The 11,591-nt window shown below is 69.7% G+C and carries 11 protein-coding genes; 3 read left to right on the plus strand and 8 right to left on the minus strand.

The features are described from left to right. Positions 1-117 precede the first annotated feature (117 nt). The gene (locus GY170_RS08650) at positions 118-1,248 is read left to right on the plus strand and encodes an EAL domain-containing response regulator (RefSeq protein WP_163892224.1); all 1,131 of its coding nucleotides are present in this window, start codon (positions 118-120) and stop codon (positions 1,246-1,248) included. A gap of 63 nt (positions 1,249-1,311) precedes the next feature. Here the strand turns inward: GY170_RS08650 and glnT are convergent, their stop codons facing one another. The 7 genes from glnT to GY170_RS08685 all read right to left on the minus strand — a co-directional run bounded on the left by glnT (position 1,312) and on the right by GY170_RS08685 (position 7,982). Further along, positions 1,312-2,619 (minus strand): type III glutamate--ammonia ligase, encoded by a 1,308-nt coding sequence (gene glnT, locus GY170_RS08655; protein ID WP_163892226.1) that lies wholly within the window; start codon positions 2,617-2,619, stop codon positions 1,312-1,314. A gap of 387 nt (positions 2,620-3,006) precedes the next feature. Beyond that, positions 3,007-4,329, minus strand: coding sequence for an FMN-binding glutamate synthase family protein (locus tag GY170_RS08660; protein ID WP_163892230.1), 1,323 nt, complete (start codon positions 4,327-4,329; stop codon positions 3,007-3,009). Continuing rightward, entirely contained in the window at positions 4,329-5,012 is a 684-nt protein-coding gene (locus GY170_RS08665) for a GltB/FmdC/FwdC-like GXGXG domain-containing protein (RefSeq protein WP_163892232.1), read from the minus strand. Before GY170_RS08665 ends, GY170_RS08660 begins: the two co-directional genes overlap by 1 nt. Further along, positions 5,012-5,902: a class II glutamine amidotransferase gene (locus tag GY170_RS08670; protein ID WP_163892235.1), complete on the minus strand. Its 891-nt coding sequence runs from the start codon at positions 5,900-5,902 to the stop codon at positions 5,012-5,014. Before GY170_RS08670 ends, GY170_RS08665 begins: the two co-directional genes overlap by 1 nt. A gap of 133 nt (positions 5,903-6,035) precedes the next feature. Then, positions 6,036-6,680 carry a helix-turn-helix domain-containing protein gene (locus GY170_RS08675; RefSeq protein ID WP_163892238.1) on the minus strand — a complete coding sequence of 215 codons (645 nt, stop codon included), beginning with the start codon at positions 6,678-6,680 and terminating at the stop codon, positions 6,036-6,038. Between the two features lie 236 nt (positions 6,681-6,916). Next, complete coding sequence (locus GY170_RS08680; RefSeq protein WP_163892241.1) at positions 6,917-7,510, minus strand: biotin transporter BioY; 594 nt, start codon at positions 7,508-7,510, stop codon at positions 6,917-6,919. A 64-nt stretch (positions 7,511-7,574) separates the two neighbouring features. Further along, positions 7,575-7,982, minus strand: coding sequence for a DUF6314 family protein (locus tag GY170_RS08685; RefSeq protein ID WP_163892244.1), 408 nt, complete (start codon positions 7,980-7,982; stop codon positions 7,575-7,577). Between the two features lie 76 nt (positions 7,983-8,058). Here GY170_RS08685 and purB point away from each other — a divergent pair, with 76 nt between their 5' ends. After that, a complete protein-coding gene (gene purB / locus GY170_RS08690; RefSeq protein ID WP_163892246.1) occupies positions 8,059-9,360 on the plus strand; it encodes an adenylosuccinate lyase in 1,302 nt (433 codons plus the stop codon). Between the two features lie 214 nt (positions 9,361-9,574). Beyond that, on the plus strand, positions 9,575-10,690 hold the full coding sequence (locus tag GY170_RS08695; protein ID WP_235924086.1) for a flagellar motor switch protein FliG: 1,116 nt from the start codon (positions 9,575-9,577) through the stop codon (positions 10,688-10,690). 167 nt (positions 10,691-10,857) lie between these two features. Here the strand turns inward: GY170_RS08695 and GY170_RS08700 are convergent, their stop codons facing one another. Then, entirely contained in the window at positions 10,858-11,553 is a 696-nt protein-coding gene (locus GY170_RS08700) for a DUF1223 domain-containing protein (RefSeq protein ID WP_163892248.1), read from the minus strand. Between the last annotated feature and the right edge of the window lie 38 nt (positions 11,554-11,591).

The following is an 11,591-nucleotide window of genomic DNA, read 5'->3' on the forward strand; positions in this document are numbered from 1 at the left end:
ACATGACAGTCTTGGGCCGCAAGGCTGAGGGGGGCAATGAGGCTACGCCTGCTTCCACAGACAAGCAGCCGGTGGGTCATAGTGCGTGATGCCCGTTCATCTGCATGCCCCCGCCTGATGGTCGTCGATGCCGAACCGGAGGCCCGCGCAGCTCTGTTCTCGCTCTCCGAGCAGGTCGGGTTCGAGGTGGTGGCGGCGGCAAGTGGTGAAGCGTTCCTCGGCCTGGTGGAACTCCGCCCGCCCGACGTCGCCATCATCGATCTGCAGATGCAGGATCTCGACGGGCTGGAGACGATGCGGGAGCTCTCTCACATGGCGCCCCGCACCCGGCTGATCATCTGTTCGGCCACCAGCACCAAGATGCTCAACATCGCCTCGGGCCTCGCGCGCGATTACGGCCTCGACGTCGTCGCCAGCTTCCCCAAGCCCTTGCCGCTGGAGGAGATGCGCGTGACGCTCGCCCTCCTCCGCCGGCAGCAGCTGACCTTCGGGCAGGAGGAGATCGCCCGGGCGCTGGCGGACGGGCAGATCGTCCCCTACCTGCAACCGGTGGTGGAGAGCGGCGGCGGTCACCCGGTGATGATGGAGGCGCTGACGCGGTGGGATCATCCGCGCCACGGCTTGCTCGGGCCGGAGGCCTATCTCGGCGCCCTGCAGGATGCGGGGCTGGGCCTCGCGCTGGCCGAGGCGATGCTCGACCGGGGTCTCGCCGCCCTCGCCCCCTGCCGGCGCGACCGAACGGGGCTGCGGCTGGCGCTCAACCTTTCCGTGCGCGACCTCGCGGAGCCGTCGGTGGTGGACCGGCTGACGGCCGTCTGCCGTCGCCATGGCATCGCGCCGGATACCGTCACGCTGGAGCTGACGGAAACCGCGACGATGGACAATCGCCGCGCCGCGCTGGAGCGGCTGACACAGCTGCGACTGCGCGGCTTCGGCCTCGCCATCGACGATTTCGGGAGGGGCTATTCCTCGCTCATGCAACTGCATGATCTGCCCTTCAGCAAGATCAAGATCGACAAGCACTTCGTCGCCACCTGCGACACTCGCCGCGATGCCCGGGCAATCATCACCGCCATCGTCGCCCTCGCCGGCGCTCTGGAGCTCAAGACCGTCGCCGAAGGCGTGGAGCGGCAGGAGGAATGGCAGACCGTCGCCGGGCTCGGCTGCGACGAGGTGCAGGGCTACCTTCTCGGCCGCCCCATGCCCGGCGCCGATGCCGTGGCGTGGCTGCGGCAGGCGGCGGCATGATAGCGCCGGACTGGTTCGGAGTGAGCCGCCCCCGGCCCGCATCAGCGGCGCCGAAAGGGACCGTCATATGTCGAGCGTGTGCTCCCGCTCCCAGACGGAGAAATGCGCCATGTAGGAGGCCCATTCCTTGCGCTTGAGGCGGGCATAGGCGGTGGAGAAGGCCGGCCCGATCGCCTCCGTCAGACCCTCGTCCGCCTCGAAGGCGCGGATGGCGTCGAGCAGGTTGAGCGGCAGCTTGGCGGCGTCGGCGGCCTTTTCCGGCTCGGCATACATGTCGTTGGTGCGCTTCGGCCCCGGGTCCGCCCCTTCCTCCATCCCGAGGAGTCCGGCGGCGAGAAGGGCGGCCTGCAGCAGGTAGGGGTTTGCGGCGCCGTCGGCGAGGCGCAGCTCCATCCGGCCGGGGCCGGGGATACGCACCATGTGGGTGCGGTTGTTCCCCGCCCAGGTGATCGTGTTGGGCGCCCATGTGGCGCCGGAGGTCGTCACCGGGGCATTGAGGCGCTTGTAGCTGTTGACCGTCGGGTTGGTCAGCGCCGAGAGCGCCGGCGCATGGGTGACGAGCCCGCCGAGGAAAGCCCGCGCCGCCTGCGACATTCCGAGCTCGGCGCCCTTGTCGAGGAAGAGGTTCTCGCCCGAGGCGCTGTCCCAGAGCGAGATATGAGCGTGGCAGCCATTGCCGGTGAGACCGGGCAGCGGCTTGGGCATGAAGGTGGCGCGGAAGCCATGCGCCTCGGCCACGGACTTGACCATGAACTTGAAGAAGGAATGGCGGTCGGCCGTGGTCATCGCGTCGGCGAAGCCGAAGTTCATCTCGAACTGGCCGTTCGCATCCTCATGGTCGCACTGGTAGGGCTCCCAGCCGAGGGCGAGCATGGCGTCGCAGATCTCGGCGATGATCTCGTAGCGGCGCATCAGCGCCTGCTGGTCGTAGCAGGGCTTCTCGGCGGTATCGGCCCCGTCGGAGACGGCCGTGCCCTCGGGCGTGAGGAGGAAGAACTCCGCCTCGATGCCGGTCTTCATGACCATCCCCTTCGCCGCGGCCTTCTCGGTGAGGGCTTTCAGGACATTGCGGGGGGCCTGAGCGACCTCCTCGCCCTCCATCACCAGCGTCGCGGCGACCCAGGCGACCTCGGGCTTCCACGGCAGCTGGATGGCGGTTTCGGGGACGGGGACGGCGAGCATGTCGGCGTCGGCGGGCGTCATGTCGAGCCATGTGGCGAAGCCCGCGAAGCCGGCGCCGTCGGCCGAGATCTCTGCGATCGCCTGGGCGGGGACGAGTTTCGCCCGCTGGCCGCCGAAGAGATCGGTGTAGGAGATCATGAAGTACTTGACCCCCCGCTCCTTGGCGAAGGCTGCAAGATCGGTCGTCATGTCGCTGTCCCTATCTTTGAAGTGGCGTCAGGCTTTCACGGGCGAGGAGTGGAATGAAGGCTGGGCCGGGTCGCGACAGGCGCGGGTGGCGGCAGATGATGAAAGATCGGGCAGAGGTGGCGCCTCGCACGCTCCGCCAGGCGTAGGGCGGGGTTTCACCCCGCCGCCCCCGCCGCTGCGCGGATCCGCTGTCAGCGCTTGGAAGGGCCGCGCCGGATCCGCGGGTGGGCGACCGCCACGGCCGGGCTGCGCGCTTTATCCCGGAAGCATCGGGCGACGGCCCCGCGGAAGGCGACATCGCCATGCGCCCGCCCGGGGGGCGGGTCGGGCGCGGCCCGCGCCTGGTCGGCGCGCGCCAGAGGTCGGCAGACGTAGCGCTCTGCCCCCTCAAAACACCTGCCCCGGCACCCACGACGTCCCCGCCAGCGGCACGCGGGCCATGGCGGCGGCCTCGACCGTCAGGGCGCAGAGATCCTCCGGCTCGAGGTTGCGCACATGGCTCTTGCCGCAGGCGCGGGCGATGGTCTGCGTCTCCAGCGTCAGGACGGAGAGGTAGTTGTAGAGCCGCCGCGCCGCCGCCACCGGGTCGAGTCGGGCGGCGAGATCGGGGTCCTGCGTCGTGATGCCGGCGGGGTCACGCCCTTCGTGCCAGTCGTCATAGGCGCCGGCGGTGGTGCCGAGCGCCTGGTACTCCGCCTCCCAGGCCGGATCATTGTCCCCCAGCGCCACCAGCGCCGCCGTGCCGATGGAGACGGCATCGGCGCCGAGCGCGATGGCCTTGGCGACATCGGCGCCGGAGCGGATGCCGCCGGAGACGACGAGCTGCACCTCGCGGCGCAGGCCCAGATCCTCCAGCGCCTCGACGGCGGGGCGGATGGCGGCGAGCGTTGGCAGGCCGACATGCTCGATGAAGACGTCCTGCGTCGCCGCCGTCCCGCCCTGCATCCCGTCGATGACCACCACGTCGGCCCCGGCCTTGGCGGCCAGCGCCGTGTCGTAATAGGGCCGCGCCGCCCCGACCTTGACGTAGATCGGGATCTGCCAGCCGGTGATCTCGCGCAGCTCGAGGATCTTGATCTCCAGATCGTCCGGTCCCGTCCAGTCAGGGTGGCGGCAGGCGCTGCGCTGGTCGATCCCCTGTGGCAGGTCGCGCATCCCGGCGACGCGTTCGGAGATCTTCTGGCCGAGGAGCATGCCGCCCCCCCCCGGCTTGGCGCCCTGCCCCACGACAATCTCGATGGCATCGGCGCGGCGCAGATCGCGCGGGTTCATCCCGTAGCGGGACGGCAGGTACTGGTAGACGAGCTTCGCCGAATGGCCCCGTTCCTCCTCCGTCATGCCGCCGTCGCCGGTGGTGGTGGAGGTGCCGGCGAGCGTCGCGCCGCGCCCCAGCGCCTCCTTGGCCTGGCCGGAGAGCGCGCCGAAGGACATGCCGGCGATGGTCACCGGGATGGCCAGCTCGACGGGCGTCTTCGCGAAGCGGGCGCCGAGGGTGACGCTCGTCGAGCAGGTCTCGCGGTAGCCCTCCAGCGGGTAGCGGGACATGGAGGCGCCGAGGAACAGAAGGTCATCGAAATGCGGCACCCGCCGCTTCGCCCCGCCGCCGCGGATATCGTAGATGCCGGTGGCGGCGGCGCGGCGGATCTCGGCATTCACCTCGGGGGTGAAGGTGGCGGAGTAGCGCGGCAGGGTCTTCGGCGTATCCTTCATCAGTAGGCCCCCGCGTTGTCGACGTGGAAATGGTAGAGCTGCCGGGCGGAGCCGTAGCGGCGGAACTCCTCGGGAGTCGCATCGGCCCCGGCCCGCTCCAGCAGGCCGGCCAGCAGCTCCAGATGCTCGGGCCGCATCTCCTTCTCGATGCAGTCGGCCCCGAGCGACTTGACCGAGCCGCGCACGAAGAGCCGCGCCTCGTAGATGCTGTCGCCGAGCGCCTCGCCGGTATCGCCCAGCACGACAAGGTTGCCCTTCTGCGCCATGAAGGCGGCCATGTGGCCGATGTTGCCGTGCACCACGATGTCGATCCCCTTCATCGAGATCCCGCAGCGCGAGGAGGCATTGCCCTTCACCACCAGAAGCCCGCCATGCCCGGTCGCCCCGGCATACTGGCTGGCATCGCCCTCGATGACGACGGTGCCGCTCATCATGTTCTCCGCCACGCCTGGGCCCGCCGACCCTTCGACGTGGATCGTCGCCTCGGCGTTCATGCCGGCGCAGTAATAGCCCGTGGAGCCCTTCACCCGCACCTCCACCGGCGCGTCGAGCCCGACGGCGAGCGCATGGGCGCCGCGGGGGTTGAGCACCTCCCACGCCGTCTGGTTGGTGGTGCCATTGAGGCTCTGCAGCGCGGCGTTCACGTCGCGCAGGCTGGTCTCGGCGAGGTCGAGTGTGGACATCAGCTTCGCTCCCAGAAGTAGACCGTCGCGGGCTCCGGCTCCCAGACACGGGCGGCGTCGATGCCGGGCAGGTTGCTGAAAGCGCGGTATTCCGAGCCGAAGGCGACGTAATCCTCCGTCTCCGCCATCACCGCCGGCTTGCAGGCGATGGGGTCACGCACGACGCCGAGGCCCTTCTCGGTGCCGACGACGAAGGTGAAGAACCCGTCGAGATCGGCGAGCGTGCCCTCCAGCGCCTCGCCGAGCGTCGCGCCGCTGCCCATCCGCCAGGAGAGGTAGCTGGCGGCGACCTCGGTATCGTTCTGGCTCTGCGCCGCGTAGCCGCGCCGGGCGAGCATCCGCCGCAGGTAATTGTGGTTGGAGAGGGAGCCGTTGTGGACGAGGCACTGGTCGATATCGGTGGAGAACGGGTGCGCGCCGAGCGTGGTCACGGCGCTCTCGGTCGCCATCCGCGTGTGGCCGATGCCGTGGGAGCCGGCCATGGAGCCGAGGCCGAAGCGCTTCACGACGCTCTGCGGCGTGCCGACCTCCTTGTAGATCTCCATCCGCTCCCCGGCGGACATGATGCGGATGTCCTTGTCGGAGAAGAAGTCCCGGGCGGCGGCGATGCGCTCATGCGGCAGGGAGACGACGGCGTGGGTGTCGATGACGCGCACACTCACCTCGGCACCGATGGCCCGGCCCAGATCCTCGGCCAGCCCGTCGAAGGCGATGTCCGGCCGGTCCGATTGCAGCGTCAGCTTCAGCCCCGGCCCCTCGTCGCCGTATATGGCGATGCCGGCACTGTCCGGCCCCCGGTCGGACATGGTGACGAGCATGTCAGACAGGAGCGCGCCGAGCTCCGGGCGCAGCGCCTCGCGCTTGAGATAAAGGCCGACGATGCCGCACATGGGCGATTCTCCGATAGTCGAGACGTAGGAATATCGGAGCAGCGAGCCAGCAGGTTCTCAAGGTGAAACTTTTTTCCTGAGGGGAAATATCTGGGTACCTGTCTGCCTGCGCCCGATCATCGGGCAGCGGCGCCTAAAGCTGCGGATAGCAGATGATCGAGAGATATCGGATCGGGAAGCCCGGCATCTCCTCCGGCCCGTGCGGCGCGTCCGCGTCGAAGACCAGCGTGTCGCCGGGCTCCAGCCGGTAGGTGGCCTCGCCGTGTCGATAGCCGAGCGTGCCTTCGAGCATGTAGAGCATCTCGATCCCCTCGTGCTGGAAGACGGGGAAGCGGTCGCCCCGGTCGGTCAGGGTGATGAGATAGGGCTCCACCACCACGCCGGACTGGTTGGCGCCGATATGGCCCAGAAGCTGGTACTGGTGGCCCGAGCGGGTGCCCGCCCGCTCCACCTCCACCCCCTCGCCGGCCTTCACGTGCATCGCGCCCCGCGCCTCGGCATAGCCCTCGAAGAGCTGCGTCAGCGGCACCGAGAGGGCGCCGGCCAGCACCTGCAGGGTGGAGAGGGAGGGCGAGGTGACGCCGTTCTCGATCTTGGAGAGCATGCCCACCGAGAGCCCGGCGGCCACCGCCAGCTCCGCCCCGGTGATGCGGCGCCGCTTGCGCAGGGCGCGCACCTGCCGGCCGATGGCGACCTCGAGCGTCTTCTCGCGCTCACCCCTCAGGCGGTGCGGGTCCTGCGTCAGCCGCGGACGGGGCGGCGGGCTTTGCGTCGTCATCGGCACCTCCGCCAGAAAGGGGGCCCCAGCCACTCCCCGAGGTCAAGCCCGCTCGCGACCGGCCGGGCCCTCAGCCGCCCTCCCTCTCCTCCCCGGGGTCTCCTTTTCATCTGGCCAGAAATACCCTCGGGGGGTCCGGGGGGCAGCGCCCCCCGGCCTCGCCACCCATCGCCCGCCCAAAGAAAAAGGGCCGGCGCAACGGCCGGCCCTTTCAAACACGCTCCCGTCCCGGGCGACTACTTGCCGGAGACCTTCCAGATCGTCGGCAGCAGCACGGCGGCGAGGGCCAGCTTGGCGGCGTCGCCGAGGAGGAAGTTGGTCACCCCGTACTGGAGCACCCAGTCCATCCCCTGCTCGGCGGCGAAGAGGTAGGCCATCCACGGCAGGCCGAAGGCGTAGATGATGACATTGCCGAGGAGCAGCGCGCCGACCATGCCGGCGACGCTGCGGCTCCAGCCGCGCTCCGCCAGCCAGCCGACGAGGGCGCCGGCAAAGGCGAAGCCGACAAGGTAGCCGCCCGTCGGGCCGGCGAAGTAGGTGAGCCCCGCCGCATCGCCGGTGAACACCGCCGCGCCGGAGGCGCCTAGAGCCAGCCAGGCGAGCAGCGTCGCGGCGCCGAGCCGGGCACCGAAAGCGGCGGCGACGACGAGGGTCGCGAAGGTCTGCATCGTCAGCGGCACGGGCCAGAAGGGCACGCGGATCTTCGACATCAGCGCCAGGAAGACGACGCCGAGCGCCACCAGCGCCACCTGCTTGGCCAGCCGGCCCGTTCCCTCGCTGGGCCCGAAGGCCTCTGCCAGCACCTTGTTGCCCGAAATCGCAAGCGCCATGCCCGCCTCCCTGTCAAAGCCTTTGCCAAGGTTCTGCCACGCCCCCCGGCCCATCACAAGCGCCTCAGGGCCGGGTATACCGCGAGCGCAGCACATAATCCTTCCGGGGCCCGACCACACGCCATTCCGCCTGCCATGCGGGCCAGCCGGAGAAATCGTAGCGCACCCGGTAGAGATCCTCGCCGCAGGGATGCTCCCCTCGCCCGTCCGCGCCGATGGCGTGAAAGAAGCGCCCGTCGTCGAAGTAGAGCTCCACCCCCGCCGGGGTGAAGCGCCAGACGTAGCTGCGCGCTGCCCGCAGCGGCGCCCGCCCTCCCATGGTCAGCTCGCCCTCCTCGAGGTAGCGCAGCTCCACCGGGCCGCCGGTGAACTCCGCCGTGCCCGCGAAGGTCCCCGCCTCGCCGGCCCGCCGGTCGTCGATCTGCCGCGCGATCTGCCAGCGCCCCGCGACATCTTCTGCCGTCAGCTCCATGCGCCCCCTCACCTTGCCGCCTGCCTGCCCCTCTCCTATAGGGGCGCCATCCCCAGGATCCAACGTGAGGCGACCCATGATCCCGCGCTATGCCCGCCCCGAGATGACAACCATCTGGGAGCCGGCGACGCGCTTCCGGATCTGGTACGAGATCGAGGCCCATGCCTGCCAGGCCATGGCCGACCTCGGCACCATCCCGCAGGAGAATGCGGCGGCGGTCTGGAAGGCGGATGGCGTCGAGTTCGACGTCGCCCGCATCGACGAGATCGAGGCGGTCACCAAGCATGACGTCATCGCCTTCCTCACCCACCTCGCCGAGCATATCGGCAGCGAGGAGGCGCGCTTCGTCCATCAGGGAATGACCTCGTCGGACGTGCTGGATACCGCCTTCAACGTGCAGCTCACCCGCGCCGCCGACATCCTGCTGGCCGATATGGACCGCCTGCTCGCCGCGCTGAAGACCCGCGCGATGGAGCACAAGGATACGGTGCGGATCGGCCGCTCTCATGGCATTCACGCCGAGCCGACGACGATGGGCCTCACCTTCGCGCGCTTCTATGCCGAGATGAGCCGCAACCGCGCCCGGCTGGTCAATGCCCGCGAAGAGATTGCCACGGGCGCGCTCTCCGGCGCGGTCGGCACCTTCGCCAATATCGACCCGCGGGTTGAGGAATATGTCTGCGAGAAGCTGGGCCTCGCGCCCGAGCCGATCTCCACTCAGGTGATCCCGCGCGACCGCCACGCGATGTTCTTCGCCACGCTCGGCGTCATCGCCAGCTCCATCGAGAATGTCTCCACCGAGATCCGCCACATGCAGCGCACCGAGGTGCTGGAGGCCGAGGAGTTCTTCTCCGCCGGCCAGAAGGGCTCCTCCGCCATGCCGCACAAGCGCAACCCGGTGCTGACGGAGAACCTGACGGGCCTCGCGAGGCTGGTGCGAAGCGCCGTGACCCCGGCGTTGGAGAACGTAACGCTCTGGCACGAGCGCGACATCTCGCACAGCTCGGTCGAGCGGGGCATCGCGCCGGATGCGACGGTGCATCTCGATTTCGCGCTGAACCGGCTCGCCGGGGTGGTCGAGAAGCTGGTCATCTATCCTGAGACGATGCTGGCCAACCTGCACAAGTTTAAAGGGCTGGTCATGTCCCAGCGCGTGCTGCTGGCTCTGACACAGGCCGGTGTCAGCCGCGAGGATGCCTACCGGCTGGTGCAGCGCAACGCCATGAAGGTCTGGGAAGAAGGCCGCGACTTCAAGGAAGAGCTGCTGGCCGACGAGGAGGTGACGGCAGCGCTGAGCCCGGCCGAGATCGAGGAGAAGTTCGATCTGGGCTACCACACGAAGAACGTCGATACGATCTTCAAGCGGGTCTTCGGCTGACACCAGCGGCGCGCTGGTCGAGAGGACGGGACCGGGGGGCTGTCTGCCCCCCGGAGCCCCCCGAGGATTTTTGGGACCAAAGACAGGGGGAGCCCGGCGGGCGGTGCGAAAAAGGCCGGCTGGCGAGGCGCGGAGCCGGCGGGTCAACGGGGCGTTCACCAGTTTCGGATAGCAAGCTGGGGACGAGACCGAACAGCGACGAGACGCGCCCCCGATGAGCAATGCTGCCTTCAATCCCCTTCCCAACCCCATGGGCCTGCCCAATGCCGGCGCCGGCGCGCCGGCCCTCTCGGCAGCGCCCCGGGCCCCCAGGCCCGAGGGGCTGTCGCGGCGGCGCAAGGCAGCCATGGTGGTGCAGATGCTGCTGCGCGACGGCACCGACATCTCCCTTTCCAAGCTGCCCGAAGAGGTGCAGCTCGACCTGACGCGCGAGCTCGGCCAGCTGAAGGTGATCGACCGGGCGACGGTCGAGGCGGTGGCCAACGAATTTCTCAACGACCTGGAATCGGTCGGCCTCACCGCTCCCGGCGGGCTGGAAGGGGCGCTGGCGACGCTGCGCGACCGGCTCAGCCCCGCCGCCGCCGCCCGCCTGCACCGGGAGACGCCGTCCGGCGCGACCGACCCATGGTCCCTCGTCGCGGCGCTGAAGGTCGAGCACCTCGTGCCGATCATGGAGAACGAATGCACCGAGGTGGCGGCCGTCACCCTTTCCAAGCTGCCCGCCGGCAAGGCGGCGGAGCTGCTGGGCAAGCTGCCGGGGGAGCGGGCGCGCCGCGTCGCCTTCGCCGTCAACCAGACCTCGGGCATCTCGCCTGCCGCCGTGGCCCGCATCGGCCGGGCGCTGGCGGCGGAATACGGCGAACGCCCGCCCACGGCCTTCGCCGACATGCCGGAGGCGCGGCTGGGGACGATCCTCAATTCCTCGCAGCCCAAGACCCGCGACGAGGTGCTCGAGGCGCTGGACGCCGAGGCGCCGGATTTCGCCAAGGGCGTGCGCAAGGCGATCTTCACCTTCGCCAACATCTCCGACCGGGTGCAGCCGCTCGATCTGCCGAAGGTGACCCGCAATGTCGAGAACGACACCCTCGTCACCGCCCTCGCCGGCGCCGCCCAGACGGGCGGCGATGAGGGCGCGGCGGCCGAGTTCATCCTCTCCTCCCTGCCCGGCCGCATGGCCGAGGCGCTGCGCGAGGGGGTGGCCGAGCGCGGCCGGGTGAAGAAGGCCGAAGGCGAGGCCGCCATGGCCGATGTCGTCACCGCGATCCGCGCCGCCGTCGAGGCGGGCGAGATATCGCTGATCGATGTCGGAGACGACGAAGAGGACGAATAACCTCTTCGGGAGAGTGCGGTGCCGGCCGAAGGGGGCGGGCTGCCGACCAGACCGAAAGACATGCGGCAGCGGCGCGTCACTCGCGCCCCGCGCCAGCCTCTTCACCCTCCAGAACGGGCGGGAGTCAAATGATCAACCGCCCGGAGGGGCTGCGCAGGCGCGCGCCGTCAGCCGGCCAGCCGCACCGCGGCACAGATGCGCCCCGGCCCCGGCTCCTGCAGGATGGCGACGAGGGGCTCGTCGCCCGTCACCTGCGCTTCGAGGTGCAGGGGGCCCGCGCCGTCCCACTCGCCCAGGATGGCCCAGTCGGTGACGATGTTGGCATAAGTCAGGCTGCGCCCGGCATTCTCTCCATGGAGGATGTCGACGCTCTCCTGCGGCGTGTAGCGCACCAGCTGGACGATCAGCGGATGCGGGCTCTCCAGCGCCTCGGCGGTGATGGTGACCACATCGCCCTCGCGGCTGACCTGCAGGCCCATGTCCTCTGTCTGGGCCGCGGCGGCGCGCATGTTGTCCATCAGCTCCATCGTCCGCGCGCCGATGACATGGTGCTGGCCGCCGATGACGAATTGCGGGGTGTAGATCGCGTTGGCCCCCGCCGCATGGGCATAGCGGCGCTGGCGCTCGGTGAAGCCGGGCTGGGCGAAGCTGTCCTCCCAGCCGATGTAATCCCAGTAGTCGACGTGCAGGGCGAGCGCGATCACGTCGTCCCGCCCCGCCAACTGCTGCAGCAGCGCGTCGGCCGGCGGGCAGGACGAGCAGCCCTGCGAGGTGTAGAGCTCCACCACCACGGGCGCGTCCTGCGCCTCTGCGGCCGAGGCGGCCAGAAGCAGCGCGGCGATACCGGCCCGGATGACTTGCATAGATCTCCCCATCGATCGTCCCCGGCTCTTACCTCAGG

Source organism: Pseudoroseicyclus tamaricis, assembly GCF_012070395.1.
GTDB lineage: Bacteria > Pseudomonadota > Alphaproteobacteria > Rhodobacterales > Rhodobacteraceae > Pseudoroseicyclus_A > Pseudoroseicyclus_A tamaricis.